Genomic DNA, 21161 nt, shown 5'->3' with positions numbered 1-21161 from the left:
CCGGTCGGCGGCGGCGGCGTTGAACGGGGCGTGCGGCGGCGCCCCCTGCTGCCGCACGTACCGAATCACTTAAGGAGAACGTGATGTCTCGCATCGCGAAGGTCGCCGCTGTTGCCCTCGGCACCAGCGCCGTGGTGGTCAGCGGAGCCGGCCTGGCCATGGCGGACGCGGGTGCGCAGGGCGCGGCCGTGGGCTCGCCGGGTGTCGTGTCGGGCAACGTCGTCCAGGTTCCGGTCAACATCCCGGTCAACGTCTGCGGCAACACCATCAGCGTCATCGGCCTGCTGAACCCGGCCTTCGGCAACACCTGCGCCAACGTCGGCGGCGACCACGGCAAGGACGGCGGCGACAAGCACGGCCACGACCACGGCCACGGCCACGGCGGCAGCGGTTACGGCGGCTGAGCAGTCGTCCGTACGCTCCGCGCGTACACCCCGGTCGTACGCACCGGATGCACCACCAGGAGAGCCCCGGCACCTCGAGCGCCGGGGCTCTCCCCCTGTCCTGACCGCCGTGCCCCGACTCCCCCTCCGCGGGCGCCCGTGCCGGGGTCAGGCGTACCGGTAGGTCCGGGACACGTCCTCCAGCTGATCCGGCGTCACGTCCCACGGCGGCAGCTTCTCCCGGCGGGCGACGACCCGTCGGTACTGGCCGCTGGTCGGCCCCGGCGGTTCGGCCGGCAGATAGCGGTGGTCGCGGTGGCGGCTCTGCCAGCGGGTCCACAGCAGGTCGACGAAGGCGTGGTGCAGCCAGAAGACGGGGTCGTTGACGGAGGCGCCGCCCAGCATGACCCCGCCGACCCAGCGGTGCACCCGGTTGTGGTTTCGCCAGGCGGCGCTGCCCGAGCCGGTCCCCCATCCCTCCAGCTTGTTGCGGAAGCCCCGGGTGAGGGTCGAGTCGTAGGGCGAGACGTCGTAGACCGGGTCCTTCAGCGCCCACTCCACGTCGGCGGCGGTGGGCAGGTCGATCGGGGCGGCGGCCCGGCCCAGGTCCCGGGTGAGGAACTTTCCGTCGGTGACGTTCTCCTTGAGCGTCCAGTCACCGGTGGCGTAGGCGAACGGTCCGGTGGTCACCCGGTGGTCGGAGCGCCGCCCGTTGCCGCCCAGCAGGTCCGCCGTCCAGGGCGCGGCGGTCGCGGTGCGCCGGCGCGTCCAGTCCCAGTAGGGCACCGTCACCGAGGAGTCGACCCGGCGCAGCGCCTCCTCCAGGTCGAGCAGGAACCGGCGGTGCCAGGGCAGGAAGGAGGGCGCCATATGGGCGCTGCGCAGGCCGCCTTCGCCGTCCGCGACGTAGTGGTCGATGTGCATGCGCACGAACTCGTCGTACTCCCCCTTCCGTTTGATCTCGAGCAGCGCGTTCACGAAGCGCCGCCGTTCGGCGGCGGTGAGCGTGCTGACGTCCTTACGGATGTAGGCCATGGTGTCCCCCCATGTGCGTGTCGTCGTGGTGTGCCGGGCCCGCCTCGCGCAGCCGCTGTCCGGGGCCGAGTTCGTCGACGGCGGCCCGGGCCGCCTCCAGCGGGGTGGCGTACGAGCGGTAGTGGTCGACCATGCTCAGCCAGGTGCCGTCGGCGCGGCGCATGAGGTGCAGCGGACGGCCGTCGACCGTGACCGTCCACTGGGCGTGGCCCGCGCCCGCGGTCCCCGCCGTGGTGAGGAGCCCCCGGATGTGCCGTCCCCGGTAGGTCTCGTCGAACGAGGTGTCCGCGGGGCCGCCGTCCGCCGGGCCGCGCGGCCGGGTGGCGGTGACGACGGGGACGATCGCGAGGGCGGCGGACGCGCCGAGCAGAGCGCGCAGCAGGTCGCGTCGTCGTGTGCCGCGCGCCGTGGCGGGTCTCGCCGGGCCCGCCGGCGGCGCGGTCAGGGGTACTGCGTCGGCGCTGACGGCCATGGTGTGCTCCTCGTCCGGGTCCGCTCGTCCCCGTGGTCCGGTGGCTTCCTTCGTGGGGGTAACCGTCCGGTGGCCCGACTGGTCACCGCCCAGCGCTCGATCGGCCCGCCGCGGTGTGGCGACGGGCACGGCGACGGGCACGGGACGAGGTGTCCGGGCCCGTGGTCGTGGCGGTTCGTCGGTGGTCTCTCAGCGGTCTCGTCGGTGGTCGGTCGTCAGTGGTCTCTCAGCGGTTCGTCCGCGGTCCGTCAGCGATCCGCCGGTGGTCCGTCAGCGGTTCGTCGGCGGTTCGTGGGAACGGCCCGTCTACAGCCCCTCGCCCAGGCCGAGGTCCGCGCCGGGCACCGCCTGCAGCACGGGGGTGATCACGCCGACCTGGGGCACCTGGAGGTCCGGCAGACCGAAGCGGTCGGGGTTGGGCGCGGTGAGCGGGGCGTCCAGCGCCAGGCCCGGGCCCTGCGTGCGGAGGTCGGAGGCGGGGGCGGCGAGGCCGACGTGGTTGAAGTCGGCTCCGAGGACCTCCGGCAGGGGCGCGCGCAGGCCGAGGCCCGGCAGTCCGGCGGCGACGGGCAGCTGCGGAACGACCCGGTCCGGGATGAGCCGGCCCTCGACGAAGCGCGGTCCCTCGGGCGCACCCGGCGTCGGCAGGGGGATCTCGCCGCCGACCGTGGGCAGTTCCACGTTGAGGGACTTCTCGACGCCGTCCAGCGGTACCGGGACGGGGACCGTGCCGATCGCGGCGGCAGGGGTCACGGAGACGGCGGCGCCTGCGGCGGCGGCCACGCAGGTGATCACTGCGGCGAGGGTTCCTCGGGTGGTCGACTTCATCTCGGGTACGGTCCCTTTCGACAGGAGAGCGGGGAGGCCTTGTGTCCGTACCGGGTAACGAGCCGGAAAACGGCATCAGTTCACAAATCCCCCGACTGCCGTAGTAGTGCTACCGCCATACCGGTCAGCCGGTCCAGAAACTCCACCACCGGGTCAGGATCAGCATCCCGACCGCTCCGATGTGCAGCAGCGGCAGCACCCAGGTGAACTCGGCGAAGAACGTCCGCACCCCGGCCGGGGCGGGCAGGAATCCGTGCCGCACGTCGAACGAGACGGCGTACCAGAACGCGAGGATCGTGGCGACCCACGCCAGACAGCACCACAGACACAGCGCGTTGATCCGGTACAGCGACTCGAACTGCAGCCAGGACACGAATCCCACGCCGAACAGGCAGCCGGCGGTGAAGGTCAGCCAGTACCAGCGCGGGAAGGCGGCCCGGGCGAGCAGGCTCATGCCGACGCACACGACCACGCCGTAGGCCACCAGGCCGAGCATCGGGTTGGGGAACCCGAACACCGAGGCCTGCTCGCTCCGCATGACGCTGCCGCAGGAGACGACGGGGTTCAGGCTGCACCCCGGAGTGAATCCGGGGTCCTCCAGCAGTGTGAACTCGTCGAGGGTGATGACCCAGGACGCCAGCAGCCCGGCCGCGCCGGTCAGGACGAGCAGCAGGGCGAACGCGCGTCCGCCGCCCACGGCCGTCGGCTGCGGCGGCCTCATCAGCCGCGCAGGCGGCGGGCGGGCAGGACGATGTGCGCCGCCGCCGTCAGGGTCTCCTCGGCGCCCGCGAACGCGGCCAGCGCCTCGGGCGTGACGGCCTGTCCCGGGGTGGCCTCCGGCCAGGCGCGGCAGGTGAGGACGAGGTAGGCGTAGCCGCGCTGTTCGACGGCCGCGAGCCACTCCCGCGGCGGCATGCACTGGGCGTTGAGGCCCGGCATGTTCAGGACGGCCGCGCCGGACTCGACCAGCAGGCTGAACGGCAGGCTCGGCCGCTCGGTGCCGTCGACGACGCCGCCGCCGACGGGCATGCCGTGGTCGCCGAGCAGTCGCGCGACGGCGAGGGCCGTCCCCTCGGGGCCCTCCGCGGTGTCGCCGAGGGAGTACGCGAGGAGGTAGGGCATGTCGCTGCCGTCGGGAGCCTCGCCGCTCCACGGCATCACGACGAGGGTGCCCAGGTCGGTCACGCGGAAGGGCCGGGTTGCGCTGGGGGTTGAGGTCACCGCGCGACCTTATCGGCGTGCCGCGGGGCCGCAGGACGCGTTCTCACCCGACCGGGGGACGCCGGTGCGTTGCTCCACACGAACGAGGGACGCGCCGCTATACAGGCCTCGAACAGCGCGCGGGGCCGGTCCCGTCGGTGACGGGGACCGGCCCTGCGGCGGCGGGCGTCTCAGCCCTGCAGCGGCAGTCCGCCGAGGAGCGGGTTGTGGGTGTTGAGGGCCTCGGCGGCGCCGTTCACGGTGTGGAGGACGGAGCCCTTGTTCTCGGTGTCGAGCGCGTCGGACTGGTGCTGCAGCGGCAGCGCGTCCTTCAGGTCGATCGGCCCCCTGGCGAGAGTGTCCACGGCGCCGTTGAGGCTCGTGGGCGTGAGGTCGGCGGGGGTCGCGAACGCGGGCGCGGCGACACCGGCGAGAACCACGGATCCGGCGACGACGACGGCGGCCTTCAGGGACTTCATCGGATTCCTTTCGTCGGCGACTCTGCGACTCGGCACGGCAGGTCACCAGGGGAAATTCTGACGCCGTGCCTAACGAGCCCCGTCCGGTGCGGAAACCGTGTGCGCAGAATTTCCGCACCCCGGCGGCCTTTCGGAGCCGGGGTGCGGATCTGCGGAGAACCGCCGGGCCGGGAACCGCCCGTGCGGACAACGGCCGTGCGGCGGCCGTCAGCCGACAGGCAGCACGGGCGCCGCCGGAGCCGCGGGCTCCACGGACAGAGCCGGAGCGGGCGGCAGAACCGGAGCGGGCGGCAGAACCGGGGCCGCGGGCAGCGGGGCGGCCGGCGCGGCGGGCGCCTCCGCCGGGAGCGCGGGCGTCTCCACCGGCGCGGCGGGCGCCTCCGCCGGGAGGGCGGGCAGGGTCAGGCCGAGCCCGGCCAGCGTCCCGGCCAGCAGGTCGAGCAGGCCGTCCACGACACCGGTGACCGCCGACACGACGTTGCCGACGTCGAGCGAGGTCGCCGCCGTGAGCAGGTTGTCGACGGCCTTCTGCAGGGCGGCGAGGGCGTCGGACACCGGGTCGGCGGCCGCCTTCGGCTTTGCGGCGGCGACGACCGCGGCCGGCGCGGAGACCGCGGCCCCCGAAGCGGCCGGGACCGCGGGAGCGGCCGGGACCGCGGGAGCGGCCGGGACCGCGGGAGCGGCCGGGACCGCGTGAGCGGCCGGGACCGCGGGAGCGGCCGGGACCGCGTGAGCGGCCGGGACCGCGGGAGCGGCCGGGACCGCGGGAGCGGCTGGGACCGCGGCCGCCGGGTCGGCGGGCAGGGCCGGCGCGGTCGTCCCCGCCGTCGCGGTGATCTTCGCTACGCCCGACTTGACGGCTTCGGCGAGCTGGGTCGCCTGATCGGCGGTGAGTTGACCGTCCTCGGCCTTGAGGACGGTTCTGAGCAGGTCGGTGACAGGGGTGACCACGGAGCCGAGACGGCCGAGGCCCTCGACCTGGGCGAGCAGCGCGGCGGCGCCGGGGACGGGCGCATCCGACGCCGCGGCGACGCGCTCACGGGTCGCGGCTCGGTCGGCCGCCATGGCGGCGGGGGCGGCGACGCCGAGGACGAGGGAGGCGCACAGAGCGGTGGAAGCGATACGCCGTACGGGCAGACCACGCATGGGAAATCCTTTCGATTGCGTCGGGTGTCGTCCCCACCGTGCGAACAGGTGTCGCACTCCGCAACAGAACGAATGCGCACCGTGACCGTCGACGGCCCGGCTCGCCCGCTTCGCCGCAGGTGGAAGGCCTGTCAAGGCCTGCCGAGCGTGTCGCGGCCCTTCCGCCCGTTCGGGGCATCACCTTTCGCAAACGCGAACGGCCGCCCTCCTGGCGGGAGGGCGGCCGTTCGACGGATGACGTGTCGTGACCTCGGGACGAGGTGACGTCAGTCGTTGATGCAGGTGTTGCCGAACGCCGGGTTCAGCAGACCGACCACGTTGATCGTGTTGCCGCAGATGTTGACCGGGATGTGGACGGGAACCTGGACGACGTTGCCCGACAGCACGCCCGGGGAGTGCGCGGCGACGGCGTTCGCGCCACTGTCGGCTGCGGCGATGCCGGAGGCGCCGACGACGGCCGCGGCGGCAACGGAGGTCAGGGCCAGGCCCTTCGCGATACGCGACATGGAGAGGTGCTCCTTGGGGTTTTGACACAAACACCTGGGCGGGGATGCCCGGCGCTGAGGTCAACGCGCGGGAGCGGCGGGGGATGTGCCGCCAAAAGAGTGATGTCACCGGAGGCTGCGCTTCACCATTCCGACACACTTGTCCTGTTTCTACGGATTAATCCGGACAGAAGTTAGAGTTGCGCCCCATCTGCCGCACGCCTATAGCAAGCAAATCGCACGAAAGGCCACTGCCGGTCATGCGCAATTCCCTGGGTCCGCTGTTGCGCCGCGCGACGGTCGGCGTCCTCGCCCTCGCCTCGCTCTGGGCTCCGTCCGGCGCCCTTGCGGCCGGCGCGCCGCCCGCCACGGAGGCGAAGAGCCTCGCCTTCCAGCAGCGCTACCACGCCACGCAGCACGGCGGGATCGTCCGTGCGGCCAACGCGGCCATCAGCTGCCGGGCCGCTCCGGCGGTCCGCGCGGTCCCCTCCTGCCCCGCCGTCCGCCAGGGCGGGGCAGGCGTCAACAACGGCTTCGACATGTTCTACGTCGACGTCGACGACGACCCGAACACCTACAACTCCTCCCGGGCAGAGGTCCGTCTGCCGAAGGGCGCACAGGTGACGTACGCGCGCCTGTACTGGGGCGGCAACCTGCGCGTGGGTGAGCAGAAGCCGCCCAAGGACAACGGGAGGGTGCTCGTCGCCGAGCCCGGCGGGGCCTACAAGGCGGTGCTCGCGGACACGGTCGTCGGCCACCGGGTGGCCCAGGGCGCCGACGCCTTCCAGGCCTCCGCGGACGTCACCCGGCTGGTGCGTCAGAGCGGCCAGGGCCTCTACACGGTCGCCCAGGTGAACGTGGCCATGGGTCGTTCGACGACCGGGGCGTGGGGCGGCTGGACGCTGGTGGTGGCGTACCGGAACCCTGCCGAGCCGCTGCGCGACCTGTCGGTGTGGGACGGCTTCGACACCCTCGGCTCCCCGGCGGGCAAGGAGATCCGGCTGCGCGGGCTGGACATCGCGCCCGGTGCGGGCGGCCGGGCCGGGCTCGTGGCCTACGACGGCGACCGCGGCCGTTCGGGTGATTCGCTCATGTTCTCGACCGGTGGTCGGCCGGCCGTCGCGCTCACCGACCCGGTCAATCCATCTGACGATGTGTTGAACTCCACGATCAGCGAGCCGGGGGAGGCTCCGGCGGCGCGTGTACCGGCGTACGTCAACACGCTCGGCTACGACTCCGACGTGTTCGATCTCCGCAGGGGTTTGCGGCACGGCGGTGACCAGCTGGCCGTTCGGCTCGTTTCTCACCGGGACGCGGCGTGGGCCGGGGCGCTCTTCGTAGCCGTCGACACACGGAAGAAGTAATCAGGCGCGTTCCCGCAGTCCCGAGCGCCACCGTGAGCGAGGAATCCGCGCAATGCACCAGCCAGAACCCGACGCCGGGCCCCGGGTCCTGCACCTCACCCAGCCCGTGGACGGCGGGGTCGCCCGGGTCGTGACCGACCTGGCGCGGGCCCAGCTCGCGGCGGGTCTGCACGTCACCGTAGCCTGCCCGGCCGGCGGGCTCGCCGGGGAACTGCGGTCCCTGGGCGCACGGACCCGGCACTGGGCGGCGACACGCTCGCCGGGGCCCTCGCTCCCCGGCGAGGTGCGGCGGCTCGCACGCCTGATCGCCGAGGTACGCCCCGACCTGGTGCACGCGCACAGCGCGAAGGCGGGGCTCGCCGGACGGCTCGCGGTGCGCGGCCGGATCCCGACCGTGTTCCAGCCGCACGCCTGGTCCTTCGAGGCCGTAGGAGGTGCCACCGCGGCGCTCGCCCTCAGGTGGGAACGCCTCGGGGCGCGCTGGGCCGACCGGCTGGTGTGCGTGAGCGAGGCGGAACGCGCCGCCGGTCTGCGGGCGGGTATCGCCGGACGGTGGAGCGTCGTCCCCAACGGCATCGACTCCGGACGTTTCCACCCCGCCCCCGTCGACACCGTGCGGGCCTCGCTCCTGCCCGGCCTCGACCCGGCCGCCCCGCTGGTGGTGTGCGTGGGGCGGCTGTGCCGGCAGAAGGGGCAGGACGTGCTGCTGCGGGCCTGGGACACGATCGCGGCCCGGACGCCCGCCGCCCGGCTGGTGTTGGTCGGCGACGGACCGGACGCGGCGCGTCTGCGCTCCGGCGCGCCGCAGTCGGTGCTGTTCGCCGGGGCCGTCGCCGACGCCGTGCCCTGGTACCAGGCGGCCGACCTGGTGGTGCTGCCCTCGCGCTGGGAGGGCATGGCGCTGGCCCCGCTGGAGGCGATGGCCTGCGGAAGACCCGTGGTGGTGACCGACGTGAACGGCGCCCGGGAGAGCCTGCCGGCCGGACTCGCGGAGCGCTGCCTCGCCCCCGCCGACGACCCCGCGGCGCTCGCCGACGCGGTCTGCGCGCTGCTGCCCGACCCGCTGCTGCGTGAGTCGCTCGGCCACCAGGGGCGCCGGCACGTCCTGGCCGTGCACGACGTGCGGCGCACGGCCGAGGCGGTCGAGGGCGTGTACCGCGAGCTGCTCACGACCACCAACGGGGCGCGGGTCGCGCCCACCGAGTGCAGGGAGTCCATCCACTCGTGACTGCGGAAAGCACCGTCCCCTCTCCCGGCGCGCAGGCCGGATTCTCGCCCGTCTCGGTCATCCCGCGGCGAGGGAGCGCAACGGGATTCCGGTTCCCCGCCCGCCGGCCCCCGGCGCGGCCCGCGTCGCCGCTGCCGCTGCTGCTCGCCGACGGCCTCGCCGCGTTCGCGGGCGCGCTGGCCCTGACCGGGGCGCAGCGCCGCCCGTTACTGGTGGCCCTGCTGGTGGCGGCGACGATACTGCTGTGCCCGCAGCGCCCGCGTCCGGTGGCGGGGGTGCTGGACGAACTGCCCGCCGTGTGCGGCCGGATCACGGTGGCCTGGCTCGCGCTCGGCGCCCTCGCCGCGGCGTGGAACCCGGCGCACGCGCTCTCTGCCCGCACCCTGGTCCTCGGCTGCGCGGTGCAGGCCGCGGCCGGCTGCACGGCCCGCGCGGTCGTGCATCTGCGCCGGCGGCGGGCGCTGCTGCGCCGGCCTCGCGCCGCACTCGTCATCGGCCCCGCCACGACCGCGCAGCGGGTGGCCGCCGCGGTGCTGCGGCATCCCCGGTGCGGGGTCCAGCCGGTGGGGGTCGTGGCCGAGAGCCCCGGCGGCGACGAGGGGCTGCCGGTGCTGACCTCCGGTCAGGAGGTGCAGCGGGCCCTCATCCAGAACGGCGTGCGGGACGTGCTGTGCGTCCACCCCGCCGTGCGCAGCGTGCAGGGCCCGCTGCTGCGGGCGCTCGCCGAGTCGGGCTGCACGGTGTGGGAGGTCGACGCCGACTCCCCTTCGTACGCGAGCCGCGAGCAGCTGGCCGGGTTCTCCTGCCGGCGCCTCGACATGGGCGCCCGGCGGCGCGGCAGCCTCGGCAAGCGGCTGCTGGACGTCATGGTCTCCGGGGCGCTGCTGCTGCTGGTGAGCCCGCTGCTGCTGCTGTGCGCGGCCGTGCTGCGGGTGACCGACGGACCCGGGGTGGTCTTCCGGCAGGAGCGCATCGGCAAGGACGGCCGGCCCTTCACCCTGCTGAAGTTCCGCACCCACCGCCCGGTCGACGAGCACGAGTCGGCGACCCGCTGGAGCGTGGCCGGCGAACGCGAGATGAGCCGCTTCTGCCGTTTTCTGCGCCAGACCTCGCTGGACGAGCTGCTCCAGTTGTGGAACGTGCTGTGCGGCGACATGAGCCTCGTCGGACCGCGTCCCGAACGCCCCTTCTTCGTGGGCCAGTTCAGCCAGACCTATCCCGGTTACGCGGCACGTCACCGGATGCGGACCGGCATCACCGGCCTCGCCCAGGTGCAGGGGCTGCGCGGGGACACCTCGATCGAGGACCGGGCCCGCTTCGACAACGCGTACATCGACAACTGGTCGCTGTGGCAGGACGTGTGCATCCTGCTGCGCACCGCGGCCGCCCTCGTGCGACCGACCGGGAGCTGAACCGCCGATGACCCTCGCCCCGCCCCTTCCGCTGACGCTGCCCCGGGCCCGGACGCTGTCGCCGGTCCTGCCGGTGGTCGCCGTGATCGCCCTGCTCGGTCTTCCCCTCTCCCCGGGCGGCGAGGGCGGCGCCGGGCCGGCCGACGCGCTGTCCGCGCTGGTCGTGCTGTTCTGTGTGGTGCGGCTGCTGCGGCAGCGGCGGCGCCCGCTGTCCCGCACGGCGGCCGTGGTCCTCGCGATGCCGGTCGCGGGGCTCGCGCTCGCGGCGATGGGCGCGTCCTCGCCGGGCGCGGGTCTGACCGGCCTCGGCCGCTATCTGCAGATCTTCGTACTGGTCCCCGCGGCCGTCGTGCTGCTGGTCCGGGACCGGGCCGACCTGCGGGTGCTGGCCTGGTCGTTCGTGGGGCTCGCGGGCTGGCAGGGGGCCGTCGGCGTCCACCAGTTCGTCACCGGGACCGGCGCCTCCTACCAGGGCGAGACGATCCGGGCGGTCGGCACCTTCGGACCGCAGGACGTGATGGGCATGGCGACCGTCGTGTCCTTCGGGCTGGTCTGCGCGGTCGGCCTGGCGCTCGGCGGCTCCCGCGTGCGGCAGCGGGCCGTCGCCGCCGCCGCCGCGCTCGCCCTGCTGGCGCCGCTGGCGCTCTCCTTCAGCCGGGGCGCGTGGATCGCTACCGCGCTGACCTGCACGGTCCAGCTGGCCCTCGCCGGGCTGCGCCGGGCGCTCAAGGTCGGCGCGGCGGCGGTCGCCGCCGGGGTGGTCCTGGTGGGCGGCTTCGGCGTCGGCTCGGCGATGCTCCAGGAACGCGTCAGCAGCATCACGCAGGTCGCGGACGCCCCCGACCAGTCGGTCACCGACCGGTACACCCTGTGGGCGTCCGCGGTCGGCATGTGGGCCGAACAGCCCCTCACCGGTGTCGGGTTGAAGGGCTTCCCCGAACACCGGGACGCGCACGCCTCCCTCGCGCTGTCCTCCGGCAGCGACACCGACGGCGCGGGTTCCGGCTTCGTCCGGCAGCCGCTGCTGTCCCCGCACAACATGTATCTGCTGGTCCTCGGCGAACAGGGTCTGGTCGGGCTGCTCGCCCTCGCGGGCGGCTGGCTGGCGATGCTGGCGTGCGGGCTGCGGGGGTGGCTGCGCGCCCGGCGCTCCGGCCGCGGCCTCGACTGCGCGCTGTTCGCCTGCGGCCTGCTGGTCTGGCAGCTGATCGACTTCGTGTACGCCGACATCGGCGGACCGTCGACGGTGCTGACCGCCGTCGTCTTCGGGATCGTCGCCTGGTGGGCGCTGGTCGGCGGCAGCGCCCTCGAGGAGGCGCAGGCCCGATGACCGTGACGCCTCCTCGGACACCCCGCACGGACGGGCCCGTGTCCGTGCCGCCCGCGCGGTCCGCCGCCCGGTCCGGGGAGACGGCCCCCGAGACCGTCGGGGAGGCCGGCGAACTCCCCGCCGCCTCCAGCGGTTTCCTCGCCAAGGCCGCGCTCGTCACCGCCGCCCTGTCGGTGGCCGGGGCCCTGCTCGGGCTGGTCCGTGACCAGGCGCTGGCCCGGCTCTTCGGGGCGGGCAGCGACACCGACGCCTTCCTCGTCGCGTGGACCGTGCCCGAGTTCGCGGCCACGCTGCTGATCGAGGACGGACTGGCGTTCGCCCTCATCCCGGCGTTCAGCATGGCGCTGGCCCGCCGCTCCCAGGGCGCCCCCGGCGACCCGGTGCGGGCGCTGGTCGCCGGCACGCTGCCCCGGCTGTCGCTGGCGTTCGTCGCGGTCGGCGCCCTGCTCGTCGGCGGGGCCCCGCAGGTGGTCGACGTCCTCGCGCCCGGTCTGCCCGACCCGGCGCTCGCCGTCGACTGCACCCGGCTCACCGCGACCTGCGCGGTGAGCTTCGGACTCGCCGGGTACTGCAGCGCGGCCCTGCGCGCCCACCGGCGGTATGTGGCGCCCGCGGCGATCTACGTGGCCTACAACGTGGGCATCGTCACCGGGATGTTCGTGCTGGGCGGGCGCTGGGGCGTGCGGTCGGCGGCGGCCGGGGTGGCGGTGGGCGGGCTGCTGATGGTCCTCGTGCAGCTGCCCTCGCTGATCGGTCAGCTCCGCAGGGGCCGGACGGCCGGGGAGGCGCCCGTCGGGCACGAGGAGCCCCGGCCCCTGGACACCGCGCTGCTGACGACCGTCCTGCTCTTCGCGCTGTGCCGGCAGTCCCAGACGCTCATCGAGCGTTTCCTCGCCTCACAGCTTCCGGCGGGGGCCATCTCGCACCTCAACTACGCGCAGAAGGTCGCGCAGATGCCGATGATCCTGTCGGTGATGGTGTGCACGGTGACCTTCCCGGTGGTCGCGCGGGCGCTGGCCGAGGGGGACGCCGAGCGGGCCCGCAGCCGGGTGGAGCGGGATCTGGCGCTGGCGTCGTGCATCGTGCTGCTGGGCACGGCCGCGGTCGTGGCGTGCGCCCCGCAGATCGTCGAACTGCTCTTCCAGCGCGGTGCGTTCACCGCCCAGGACACGGCGGCGACGGCGGGCGTCATGCGGGTGTACGCGCTCGGGCTGCTCGGTCAGACCCTGGTGGGCGTGCTGGTCCGCTCGTACTTCTCGGGGGGCCGCGGCTCCTGGTACCCGGTCGGCGCGATGGCCGGCGGCATCGTCGTGACGTCCTGGATCGGCGCGCTGGGCGTCGGCCCCTGGGGCGTGTACGGCATCGCCGTCGCCAACGCGACCGGCATCACCGTCACCGCCCTGGTGCTGCTGGCCGGCACGGGTCCGCGCAGCGTGCCGATCCGGGTCCGGGGCGTGCTGCGCGAGCTGAGCCGACCGGTGCGGGCGGCGCTGGTGGCCACCCTCGCCGGGGCCTTCGCCGCCGCGCGGTTCGCCGACCCGGTGCGGGGGCTCGCCGCCGGGGGCCTCACCGTGACCGTCGTCTTCCTGCTGCTGGGCCGGGCCCTGGGCGCCCAGGGCATCGTCTCCGCATTCCGTTCCGTACGTTCCGCGACCCGAAAGCTCTCCCATGGCCGCTCCTGACCGCAAGCTCCGCGCTCCCGTCCCGTGGGTGGCGATGTACCACTCCGTGAGCGACTGCTCCGACGACCCCTACCGCATCACGGTGACCCCCGAGCGGTTGGAGAAACAGCTGAGGTGGCTGCGCCGGCGCGGGCTGCGCGGCGTCTCCATGGCCGAGCTGCTGGCGGCCCGCGCCCGGGGCGAGGGCCGCGACCTGGTGGGCCTCACCTTCGACGACGGCTATGCCGACTTCCTCACCGGGGCGCTGCCGGTGCTGCGCCGGCAGGGCTGCAACGCGACCCTGTTCGTGCTGCCCGGACGGTTCGGCGGCGACAACGCCTGGGATCCGCTGGGCCCGCGCAAACCCCTGCTGACCGCCGACGGCATCCGCCGGGCGGCCGGGGAGGGCGTCGAGATCGGCTCGCACGGCCTCACCCACGTCGATCTGACCCGGGCCGACGACGGCACCCTGAAGGCGGAGACGGTCGAGAGCCGCGCCGCCCTCGCCGAGCTCCTCGGGACCGAGGTCGACGGCTTCTGCTACCCGTACGGGACGGTAGACCGGCGCGCGGTGGACGCCGTGGGCGAGGCCGGCTACGCCTACGCCTGCGCGATCGACCCCGGGCCGCTGAACGGCCTGCACGCCCTCCCGCGGGTCCATGTCGGGCAGGACGACGACGCCGTCCGGCTGTTCCTGAAGTACCGGCTGCACCGGTTGCGCCGGCGTCCCGTCGAGGGGCTGCGGTGAAGGCGCTGCACATCATCACGGGGCTGGGCGTGGGCGGCGCCGAGCAGCAGTTGCGGCTGCTGCTGCGGCACCTGCCGGTCGACTGCGAGGTGGTGACGCTCACCAACCCGGGCTCGGTGGCCGACGGGCTCGCCGAGGACGGCGTCAAGGTCGTCCATCTGGGCATGGCCGGCAACCGCGACCTGGGCGCGCTGCCGCGGCTGGTCCGGGTCGTCCGCTCCGGGGGCTACGACCTCGTGCACACGCATCTGTACCGGGCCTGCGTCTACGGCCGGCTGGCCGCGCGGCTCGCCGGGGTCCGCGCGGTGGTGGCCACCGAACACTCCCTGGGCGACTCACAGATGGAGGGGCGGCCGCTGACCTCCGGGGTGCGCGCGCTGTATCTGGCCAGCGAGCGGCTGGGCCGCACCACGGTCGCCGTCTCGCCCGCGGTCGCCGACCGGCTGCGCGGCTGGGGAGTACCGCAACCGCGGATCGAGGTCGTCCCCAACGGCATCGACCTGGCCCGCTTCCGCTTCGATCCGGCGGCCCGCCTGCGCACCCGCAGACGGCTCGGACTGCCCGACGACGCCTGTGTCGTGGGCGGCGTCGGACGCCTGACGGCCGCCAAGCGCTTCGACGTCGTCATCCGCGCGCTCGCCCGCCTCACGCCGGACCACTGGCTGCTGCTGGTCGGCGGCGGGCCGGAGGAGAACGTGCTGCGGCGCGTCGCGCAGGAGGCCGGGGTCGCCGACCGGGTCCTGTTCACCGGCGAGCGCCCCTACGTCGCGGACGGCTCGCCCGGCCCCGACCTGCCCTCCCTCGCCTGTGCCATGGACGTGTTCGTCTCGCCGTCCGCCGAGGAGACCTTCGGGCTGGCCGCCGTGGAGGCGCTGGCGTCGGGACTGCCCGTGCTCTACGCCTCCTGTCCCGCGATCGAGCAGCTGCCCGCGCGGGCGGCGCCGGGCGCGCGCCTGGTGACCGGCGGCGCCGACGCGTTCGTCCGCGCGCTGTCCGAGTCCCGCGCGCGGCCGCCCGGACCGCGCACCGCCCCCGAGGCGGCGCTCCACTACGACATCGCCCGCAGCGCCGCCCAGCTCATGGACGTGTACGCGACCACCGTTTCCGGACCAGCCCTGTCGTCCTCCGCTTCCCCGACACCCCAGGGAGTCAGTTCCCCATGACCGAGAACCCTCGCCGTCCCGCCGCCCTGCGCCGCGCCAAGGCGCTCCCGCCCTGGGCCCTGCTCGCGGCCGGCGCCGTCGCCGGCGGCCTGCTCGGCGGCGCCTACGGGGCCGTCAAGCCGCCCGTGTACACGGCCACCGCGTATGTCGTCGCCGTCCCCACGGCGAAGTCCGACCCGGCCTCGGCGCTCGGCTTCGCGCAGGCCTACGGCCGGGTCGCCACCCAGCTCGCGGTGCTCGGGGACGCTCAGGTGTGGGCCGGTGTGCCGGTGCGGACTCTCCAGCAGAGTGTGCAGACGGCGACCTCGCCGGACGCCCCGATGGTCTCGATCACGGCGACCTCCCCGCGCGCCGACCTGGCCGCCGACATGGCCAACGCGGTCTCCCGCTCGCTGACCCAGCACGCGAAGAGCTCCCAGGCCACCACCAACGTCGAACTCCAGCAGTTCGCCCGCGCGGTGAAGCCGACCGGACCCTCCTCGCCGTCCCCCACGCTGACGGGCGCCGTGGGGGCGAGCGCGGGCGGGCTGCTCGGCGGACTGCTGCTGCTGGTGCGGCCGAAGCGGGGCCGGGAGGAGGAGGGCGCGCGCTCCGCCGCGGTCCCCGGCCCGGCTCTCGCCGCCGACGCCCACGGGGCGCTGTGAAACCGACGTTCACCACCGAGGTCGTCACCGACGAACAGGCCTTCGCCGCTCTCGCCCCGGCCTGGGACCGGCTGTACCAGCGGTGCGCGACGGCCACCCCGTTCCAGAGCCACGCCTGGCTGCACTCGTGGTGGCTGTCGTACGGCCGCCCCGGCCGGCTGCGCCTGCAGCTGGTCCGGGACGGCGCCGAACTCGTGGCCGTCGCCCCGCTGACCGCCGTGCGCCGGCCGGTGCCCGCGCTCGTGCCGCTCGGCGGGGCGATCTCCGACTACGGGGACGTCCTGGTCGACGACGAGCACGGCGAGGCAGCCGTCGGCGCGCTCACCGGGGCCCTCGCGGCCGCCGCCCGCACCGCGCTGATCGACTTCCGCGAGGTGCGGCCGGGCGGTGCGGTGGAGCGCGTCTACGAGCACTGGCGCGGGCCTCGGCGGCGGGTCGGCGACTCGGTGTGCCTGGAGCTGCCCGCCGTGCCGATGGACGAGCTGGTGGCCCGGCTGCCGTCGGCGAAGGCCCAGCGGGTGCGCGCGAAGCTGCGCAAGCTGACCGCGCTCGGCGTGCAGCGCCAGGCGGTGCGCCCGGAGGAGGTGGACTCGGCGCTGCGGCGGCTGCTGGAACTGCACCGGCTGCAGTGGCAGGGGCGGAAGGTGACGGGCGAGCACCTGCGCGACCGGTTCTGCGAGCACCTGGTGCGTTCGGTCGGTCCGATGGTGCGTTCCGGGGACGCTGTGGTCACCGAGTTCCGGCTCGACGACGACGTGGTGGCCGTGGATCTGACGCTGCTGTCGCGGCGGCTGGCCGGGGGCTACCTCTACGGCGCCCATCCGCGGCTGCGGGAGCGCAAGGCGGACGTGGCCGTGATGCTGCTGGAGGCGTGCGCCGAGCACACCCGGGACGGTGGGCGCGCCGCGCTGAGCCTGCTGCGCGGCGACGAGCCGTACAAGCACCACTGGCGGCCCGAACCGGTCGTCAACCAGCGGCTGCTGCTGGCCCGTCGGCGCACCGCCCCGCTGCTGTCGGCGGTCGTGTGCGACGTGGCCGCGCGGCAGCGGGGCAAGGAGCTGCTGCTCCGGCTGGAGCAGCGGAGGGAGCGTGCCGGTGGCGGCGGGCCCTGACGCGGACCTGCCGCCACAGCACATCGGTTCACCCGTTGCGCGACCACCAGTCCAGGCGGATGCACAGCTTGCCGCCGAGCCAGTACTCGACCCAGTCGCCGAGGTCCATCGGCGTGCAGTTCACCGGGGGTTCGCCGGTGGGGTCGGTGGTGGGCGGTTCCGTGGCGGGCGGTGTCGTGGGCTCGGTGACGGGCGGGGTCGTCGGGTCCGTGGACGGGTCCGTGGTGGGCGCCGGGGTCGTCGGCTCGGTGACCGGCTCGTCGGTGCGGCCGGACAGCAGCGAACGGTAGACCTCGGACGACCGCGGGTTCTGCCCGCACTGCCACACGCCGTGCGGGCAGTAGTCGGTCAGCGTGTTGTACAGCGGCCGGTGCTCGTCCATCCAGGCGATCATGCGGCGCATGTATTCGGAGTTGTCGCCGTTGCGGAAGAGTCCCCATTCGGGATAGGAGATGGGCTTGCCGTGCGATTTGGCGAAGTCCACGTGTGCCTGCAGCCCGTAGGGTTCACTCACCTGCTCGTCGAAGGACAGACCGGTCGGCTGGTCGTAGGAGTCCATTCCGATGATGTCGACCGTGTCGTCCCCCGGATAACACTCGGTCCACGGAACGGCGTCCTTGCCGCGCGTCGGCGTGAAATCGAACCTGAATTCCTGGCCCGGCACCGCACGCATGGCGGTGACGATTCTGTTCCAGTACTTCTTCCAGGCCTCCGGGTCCGGCCCGCAGCGATGGGTGTACGTGATGCCGTTCATCTCCCAGCCGAGCACGATCACCGTGTCCGGCGCCTTCAGCGCGACCAGCCGCTCGGCGAGAGCCGTGAAGTGGTGATCGAACTCCCCGTCCGCGCCCTGCTTCAGCAGCCGGCGCACCTCGGCGTCGGAGACGCCCTCCTCGTTGCGTTCCATCATGGGCACGTTGAGGACGAGCATCCGGTCGTCCTTCTCCCGCCGCCAGTTCGCCCACACGTCGAGGAAGCCGGCCGGGCCCTCGATGTTGTGCCACCGGTCGCCCGGCAGGTAGGTGTGGCCGACGCGCAGGTCGGAGCCGCCCAGCCAGGCGCTGAGCTCGGCGATGCGGGTCACGCCGCGGGCTCCGTAGTCGAGGTAGGCGCCGAAGGCGGGGGCGGCGGCCTTCGTCGGCGAGGCCGAGGCCGAGGGCGCGGGCGTCTGCGCCGGGGACGCGCCCGGGGGCTCGGTCGGGGTCCCCGGGGTCCCGGTCGGGGTCGGGGTCGGCGTCGGGGACTCGGCCGGGGTGGGTGTGGGGCTCGCCTCTGCCGCCGCGGTCGTGGCCGGGGCGGGGACGGCCGGTTCGGCCGCGGCGGGAGCCGGTTCGGACGCGGCGGGCACCGGGACGGTCGGGGTGGGAGCCGGAGGATCGCCGACCCGCACCACCCCCGCGCCCGCGGCGAATCCAGGCCCGGACGCCAGGGCGGCCGAGGCCGCGACGGCTGCCGCGACGACGGCAAGCCGCCGCGACCGTGCGCGTCGCTGTTGTGGAGTCATGCCTGCTCCTTTCTCCACTCGCGCGTAACGCGCACTGCCCGCGCATTACTGACACTCAGTCATATGAAAGTCACACCAAAAGGATCCACGCCACCGCCGATACGGCTTTCGAGTGCCTTGATCGCCCATATCGGTGAACCGAGCCGAAGGACCCGCTGAAAAATGCCCCAGTCGCTGCTCGACACCCGCGTCCCCGCCGTTCTCCTGCGGATCGACCGGAATCCCTTTCACCACGGCACGCTGGGTGCCGTGCGCTCGCTCGGACGCGCCGGAGTCGACGTGCACGTGGTCGCCGAGTCGACGGGAAGTCCCGTGCGCACCTCCCGTTTCGTACGGGAGTTGCACCCCCCGCCGCCGCCCGGCGCCACCCCCTGCGACATCGCCGCCACCCTGCTGCGGGTGGCCGCCCGCGTCGAACGGCCCGCCGTGCTCATCCCGATGGACGACGCGGGGGCGATCGCGGTGAGCAGGCTGCGCGACGAACTGGCGCCGGCCTATCTGCTGCCGCAGCAGCCCGGCGCGGTGCCCGAACGGGTCGCCGACAAATCGGAACTGGTCGCCCTGTGCGCGACGGCGGACGTGCCGCACCCGCTCACCGTGATCCCGGACAGCGCCGCACAGGCCGCCTCCGAGGCCTGGCGGCTCGGCCTGCCGGTGGTGGCGAAGTGGAGCCGGCCCTGGCTGCTGCCCGCCGGATCGGGGCTGCGCAGCACGGCTCTGGTGCGCTCTCCCCAGGAGGCGCGCGAACTGTATCTGCGCACCGACGAAGCGGGCAGCCGGCTGCTCCTCCAGGCCTTCCTGCCGCCGGGTCAGGACCGCGACTGGTTCTTCCACGGATACGCCGACCGCTCCGGCTCGCTCCGCGCCGGCGGCTCCGGCCGCAAACTGTGCGCCTGGCCGCGCGGGGCCGGACTCACCGCGGTCGGCGAGTGGACGGAGAACCCCGAGGTGCGCGGGCACGCCGAGCGGCTCGTCGACGCCCTCGGCCACCGGGGCATCCTCGACCTCGACTTCCGCCGCTGCGGCGGCACCGGCGAGTACCACCTGCTCGACTTCAACCCGCGCCCCGGCGCCCAGTTCCGGCTCTTCACCGACGCCGCCGGGGTGGACGTCGTCCGCGCGCAGCACCTGGACCTGACGCACCGTCCGCTGCCCGTGTGGGAGCCCCGGCCCGGGCGGACGTTCGTCGTGGAGAACTACGCGCCGCTGGCCGCGCTGCGACCGACCCGCCGGGGCCGCGAACTGGCCTGGCACGCGGGCGACGACACCGCTCCCGGCCGGGCCATGTGGGGCCTGTGGGGCGCGCACGTCACCCGCCGGCTGCTGCACCGGCTGCGCGGGCTGGGCCCGGCGCCAGCCGCCGGGGACGGACCCCGCGTGGTCCGCCAGTCCCCGCCGCCCCCGTCCTCCCTGACCCGCCTGCGCACCCAGGCCGGACCCGCCGAACAGAGCGGACGCACCGCACCGGCCGTGGCCGGACCGACCGACGACGAGAAAGCGAGCAGCTGCTGATGTACGACCTGCTGGTGGTGGGAGCCGGCCCGTACGGCCTGTCCATCGCGTCGCACGCCGCGGACGCCGGGCTGAGCCTGCGCGTCTTCGGCCGGCCGATGGCCTCCTGGCGCGACAACATGCCGGGCGGGATGTTCCTCAAGTCCGAGCCGTGGGCGTCCAACCTGTCCGATCCGGCCGCCCGCTGGCGGCTCGACGCGTACTGCGCGACCCAGGGCGTGACGGCCGGGCACGGACAGCCGATCCCCGTGGAGACGTTCGCCGAGTACGGCCTGTGGTTCGCCCGCAACGCCGTCCCCGAGGTGGACGAGCGCACGGTGGTCCGCATCGCGTCCCTGCCCGGCGGCTTCGAGGCGGTCACCGAGGACGGCGAGACCGTGCAGGCCCGCACGGTCGCCCTCGCGGTCGGCGTGATGCCGTTCGTGGAGATCCCCGCGGCCCTGCGCGGCCTGCCCTCCTCACTCGTCTCGCACAGCAGCCACCACGGCGACCTCGACCGCTTCCGTGGCCGGGACGTCACCGTGATCGGCGGCGGGCAGGCCGCCCTCGAGACGGCCGCCCTGCTCGCCGAACAGGGCACCCGGGTGCGCGTGCTGGCCCGTGCCGACCGGCTGCAGTGGAACGACGTGCCGCCGCCCTGGGAGCGCCCGTGGTGGCGGTCGGCCCGCTCCCCGCACAGCGGCCTCGGCTGCGGCTGGCGCAACTGGTTCTACGCCGAACGCCCGGGCCTCTACCGGCGGCTCCCGGAGCCGACCCGGGCGCGGATCGCGGCGACGGCGCTGGGACCGGCCGGCGCCTGGTGGGTGCGCGACCGGGTGGAGGGCGCCGTGGAGGTGTGCCTCGACCACGAGGTGACGGCGGCACGCGCGGCGGACGGCGGGGTGCGGCTGGAGGTGACGGGGGCGGACCCCTTCGAGACCGAGCACGTGATCGCGGCCACCGGTTTCCGGGCGACCCGCGAGCGGCTCGGGCTCCTCTCCGGCCCGCTGCGCGACGCACTGGCCACGGTGGCCGACGGCTCCCCCGAGGTGGGCCGGGACTTCGAGTCGTCCTGCCCCGGACTGTTCATGGCCGGCCTGGTGACGGCCGCCGGGTTCGGGCCGGCGATGCGCTTCGTGCACGGCGCGACCTACACGGCGGGGACCCTGGTCCGGGGCGTCCGGCGCCGGCTGCACACCGGGCTGCCGGGCGGGGCGATCCCGGCGCCCGGACGGCGCGGGGCCACGGAGACCGTACGGCGCTGAGCACACCGAGGGCCCGCCGCCCGGATCGACCCGCACGCAGTGCGACACGACCGGGCGACAGGCCCAAGGCATGACACCGGGCCCCACACGGGGCTGCCGGGCCGGGCCACCCCGGCGCCCGGACGGCGCGGGGCCACGGAGACCGTACGGCGCTGAGCACACCGAGGGCCCGCCGCCCGGATCGACCCGCACGCAGTGCGACACGATCCGG

The 21161-nt window shown here is 74.5% G+C and carries 21 protein-coding genes; 12 read left to right on the top strand and 9 right to left on the bottom strand.

Going from position 1 to position 21161, the window contains the following annotated elements; translation table 11 throughout:
• Positions 1 to 83: 83 nt before the first annotated feature.
• Entirely contained in the window at positions 84 to 404 is a 321-nt protein-coding gene (locus OHS82_RS27215; protein ID WP_057574599.1) for a chaplin, read from the top strand.
• 147 nt (positions 405 to 551) lie between these two features.
• Here OHS82_RS27215 and OHS82_RS27210 read toward each other — a convergent pair whose 3' ends face one another.
• From OHS82_RS27210 to chpG, 8 genes are all read right to left on the bottom strand, one after another.
• On the bottom strand, positions 552 to 1418 hold the full coding sequence (locus OHS82_RS27210) for a tyrosinase family protein (protein WP_057574598.1): 867 nt from the start codon (positions 1416 to 1418) through the stop codon (positions 552 to 554).
• Positions 1402 to 1890 carry a tyrosinase family oxidase copper chaperone gene (locus OHS82_RS27205; protein ID WP_057574597.1) on the bottom strand — a complete coding sequence of 163 codons (489 nt, stop codon included), beginning with the start codon at positions 1888 to 1890 and terminating at the stop codon, positions 1402 to 1404. The genes OHS82_RS27210 and OHS82_RS27205 overlap by 17 nt, the downstream gene beginning before the upstream one ends.
• Before the next feature lie 306 nt (positions 1891 to 2196).
• Entirely contained in the window at positions 2197 to 2718 is a 522-nt protein-coding gene (locus OHS82_RS27200) for a hypothetical protein (protein WP_057574596.1), read from the bottom strand.
• A 124-nt stretch (positions 2719 to 2842) separates the two neighbouring features.
• Entirely contained in the window at positions 2843 to 3439 is a 597-nt protein-coding gene (locus OHS82_RS27195) for a vitamin K epoxide reductase family protein (protein ID WP_057574595.1), read from the bottom strand.
• Complete coding sequence (locus OHS82_RS27190; RefSeq protein WP_057574594.1) at positions 3439 to 3939, bottom strand: DUF5949 family protein; 501 nt, start codon at positions 3937 to 3939, stop codon at positions 3439 to 3441. The genes OHS82_RS27195 and OHS82_RS27190 overlap by 1 nt, the downstream gene beginning before the upstream one ends.
• Positions 3940 to 4109: 170 nt before the next feature.
• Positions 4110 to 4397 carry a hypothetical protein gene (locus tag OHS82_RS27185; RefSeq protein ID WP_057574593.1) on the bottom strand — a complete coding sequence of 96 codons (288 nt, stop codon included), beginning with the start codon at positions 4395 to 4397 and terminating at the stop codon, positions 4110 to 4112.
• A 207-nt stretch (positions 4398 to 4604) separates the two neighbouring features.
• Positions 4605 to 5543 (bottom strand): hypothetical protein, encoded by a 939-nt coding sequence (locus OHS82_RS27180; protein ID WP_328434708.1) that lies wholly within the window; start codon positions 5541 to 5543, stop codon positions 4605 to 4607.
• A gap of 266 nt (positions 5544 to 5809) precedes the next feature.
• A complete protein-coding gene (chpG, locus tag OHS82_RS27175; RefSeq protein WP_057574592.1) occupies positions 5810 to 6049 on the bottom strand; it encodes a chaplin ChpG in 240 nt (79 codons plus the stop codon).
• Between the two features lie 239 nt (positions 6050 to 6288).
• Here chpG and OHS82_RS27170 point away from each other — a divergent pair, with 239 nt between their 5' ends.
• The 9 genes from OHS82_RS27170 to OHS82_RS27130 are packed head-to-tail and all read left to right on the top strand — an operon-like array spanning position 6289 to position 16690.
• Positions 6289 to 7392: a hypothetical protein gene (locus OHS82_RS27170; RefSeq protein ID WP_057574591.1), complete on the top strand. Its 1104-nt coding sequence runs from the start codon at positions 6289 to 6291 to the stop codon at positions 7390 to 7392.
• Between the two features lie 52 nt (positions 7393 to 7444).
• Complete coding sequence (locus tag OHS82_RS27165; RefSeq protein ID WP_057574590.1) at positions 7445 to 8620, top strand: glycosyltransferase; 1176 nt, start codon at positions 7445 to 7447, stop codon at positions 8618 to 8620.
• Positions 8617 to 10032 (top strand): exopolysaccharide biosynthesis polyprenyl glycosylphosphotransferase, encoded by a 1416-nt coding sequence (locus OHS82_RS27160; protein ID WP_328434707.1) that lies wholly within the window; start codon positions 8617 to 8619, stop codon positions 10030 to 10032. The genes OHS82_RS27165 and OHS82_RS27160 overlap by 4 nt, the downstream gene beginning before the upstream one ends.
• A gap of 7 nt (positions 10033 to 10039) precedes the next feature.
• A complete protein-coding gene (locus OHS82_RS27155) occupies positions 10040 to 11362 on the top strand; it encodes an O-antigen ligase family protein (RefSeq protein WP_057574588.1) in 1323 nt (440 codons plus the stop codon).
• A complete protein-coding gene (gene murJ / locus OHS82_RS27150; RefSeq protein WP_328434706.1) occupies positions 11359 to 13044 on the top strand; it encodes a murein biosynthesis integral membrane protein MurJ in 1686 nt (561 codons plus the stop codon). Before OHS82_RS27155 ends, murJ begins: the two co-directional genes overlap by 4 nt.
• Positions 13031 to 13771 (top strand): polysaccharide deacetylase family protein, encoded by a 741-nt coding sequence (locus tag OHS82_RS27145; protein ID WP_057574586.1) that lies wholly within the window; start codon positions 13031 to 13033, stop codon positions 13769 to 13771. Before murJ ends, OHS82_RS27145 begins: the two co-directional genes overlap by 14 nt.
• On the top strand, positions 13768 to 14934 hold the full coding sequence (locus OHS82_RS27140; RefSeq protein ID WP_057574585.1) for a glycosyltransferase: 1167 nt from the start codon (positions 13768 to 13770) through the stop codon (positions 14932 to 14934). The genes OHS82_RS27145 and OHS82_RS27140 overlap by 4 nt, the downstream gene beginning before the upstream one ends.
• Positions 14931 to 15578: a hypothetical protein gene (locus OHS82_RS27135; RefSeq protein ID WP_057574584.1), complete on the top strand. Its 648-nt coding sequence runs from the start codon at positions 14931 to 14933 to the stop codon at positions 15576 to 15578. Before OHS82_RS27140 ends, OHS82_RS27135 begins: the two co-directional genes overlap by 4 nt.
• Positions 15575 to 16690 carry a GNAT family N-acetyltransferase gene (locus OHS82_RS27130; RefSeq protein ID WP_057574583.1) on the top strand — a complete coding sequence of 372 codons (1116 nt, stop codon included), beginning with the start codon at positions 15575 to 15577 and terminating at the stop codon, positions 16688 to 16690. The genes OHS82_RS27135 and OHS82_RS27130 overlap by 4 nt, the downstream gene beginning before the upstream one ends.
• 28 nt (positions 16691 to 16718) lie before the next feature.
• Here OHS82_RS27130 and OHS82_RS27125 read toward each other — a convergent pair whose 3' ends face one another.
• Positions 16719 to 18194 carry a glycoside hydrolase family 26 protein gene (locus tag OHS82_RS27125; RefSeq protein WP_328434705.1) on the bottom strand — a complete coding sequence of 492 codons (1476 nt, stop codon included), beginning with the start codon at positions 18192 to 18194 and terminating at the stop codon, positions 16719 to 16721.
• A 162-nt stretch (positions 18195 to 18356) separates the two neighbouring features.
• Between OHS82_RS27125 and OHS82_RS27120 the strand changes: the two genes are divergently transcribed.
• The gene (locus OHS82_RS27120) at positions 18357 to 19706 is read left to right on the top strand and encodes a carboxylate--amine ligase (RefSeq protein WP_057574581.1); all 1350 of its coding nucleotides are present in this window, start codon (positions 18357 to 18359) and stop codon (positions 19704 to 19706) included.
• Positions 19706 to 20950, top strand: a complete 1245-nt coding sequence (locus OHS82_RS27115; RefSeq protein ID WP_328434704.1) for an FAD-dependent oxidoreductase — start codon at positions 19706 to 19708, stop codon at positions 20948 to 20950. Before OHS82_RS27120 ends, OHS82_RS27115 begins: the two co-directional genes overlap by 1 nt.
• Positions 20951 to 21161: the final 211 nt, after the last annotated feature.

The sequence above is a fragment of the Streptomyces sp. NBC_00425 genome (assembly GCF_036030735.1).
Lineage (GTDB): Bacteria > Actinomycetota > Actinomycetes > Streptomycetales > Streptomycetaceae > Streptomyces.
The sequence above is the reverse complement of the archived record's forward strand: the minus strand, read 5'-3'. Positions and strand labels throughout refer to the sequence as shown.

Excerpts from the sequence above, each read along its gene's own strand:
- OHS82_RS27135 (WP_057574584.1), top strand. The coding sequence starts at position 14,931 with ATGACCGAGAACCCTCGCCGTCCCGCCGCCCTGCGCCGCGCCAAGGCG.
- OHS82_RS27120 (WP_057574581.1), top strand. The coding sequence starts at position 18,357 with ATGCCCCAGTCGCTGCTCGACACCCGCGTCCCCGCCGTTCTCCTGCGG.
- chpG (WP_057574592.1), bottom strand. The coding sequence starts at position 6,049 with ATGTCGCGTATCGCGAAGGGCCTGGCCCTGACCTCCGTTGCCGCCGCG.
- OHS82_RS27215 (WP_057574599.1), top strand. The coding sequence starts at position 84 with ATGTCTCGCATCGCGAAGGTCGCCGCTGTTGCCCTCGGCACCAGCGCC.
- OHS82_RS27125 (WP_328434705.1), bottom strand. The coding sequence starts at position 18,194 with ATGACTCCACAACAGCGACGCGCACGGTCGCGGCGGCTTGCCGTCGTC.
- OHS82_RS27180 (WP_328434708.1), bottom strand. The coding sequence starts at position 5,543 with ATGCGTGGTCTGCCCGTACGGCGTATCGCTTCCACCGCTCTGTGCGCC.
- OHS82_RS27205 (WP_057574597.1), bottom strand. The coding sequence starts at position 1,890 with ATGGCCGTCAGCGCCGACGCAGTACCCCTGACCGCGCCGCCGGCGGGC.
- OHS82_RS27115 (WP_328434704.1), top strand. The coding sequence starts at position 19,706 with ATGTACGACCTGCTGGTGGTGGGAGCCGGCCCGTACGGCCTGTCCATC.
- murJ (WP_328434706.1), top strand. The coding sequence starts at position 11,359 with ATGACCGTGACGCCTCCTCGGACACCCCGCACGGACGGGCCCGTGTCC.
- OHS82_RS27210 (WP_057574598.1), bottom strand. The coding sequence starts at position 1,418 with ATGGCCTACATCCGTAAGGACGTCAGCACGCTCACCGCCGCCGAACGG.
- OHS82_RS27195 (WP_057574595.1), bottom strand. The coding sequence starts at position 3,439 with ATGAGGCCGCCGCAGCCGACGGCCGTGGGCGGCGGACGCGCGTTCGCC.
- OHS82_RS27145 (WP_057574586.1), top strand. The coding sequence starts at position 13,031 with ATGGCCGCTCCTGACCGCAAGCTCCGCGCTCCCGTCCCGTGGGTGGCG.
- OHS82_RS27170 (WP_057574591.1), top strand. The coding sequence starts at position 6,289 with ATGCGCAATTCCCTGGGTCCGCTGTTGCGCCGCGCGACGGTCGGCGTC.
- OHS82_RS27155 (WP_057574588.1), top strand. The coding sequence starts at position 10,040 with ATGACCCTCGCCCCGCCCCTTCCGCTGACGCTGCCCCGGGCCCGGACG.
- OHS82_RS27200 (WP_057574596.1), bottom strand. The coding sequence starts at position 2,718 with ATGAAGTCGACCACCCGAGGAACCCTCGCCGCAGTGATCACCTGCGTG.
- OHS82_RS27165 (WP_057574590.1), top strand. The coding sequence starts at position 7,445 with ATGCACCAGCCAGAACCCGACGCCGGGCCCCGGGTCCTGCACCTCACC.
- OHS82_RS27185 (WP_057574593.1), bottom strand. The coding sequence starts at position 4,397 with ATGAAGTCCCTGAAGGCCGCCGTCGTCGTCGCCGGATCCGTGGTTCTC.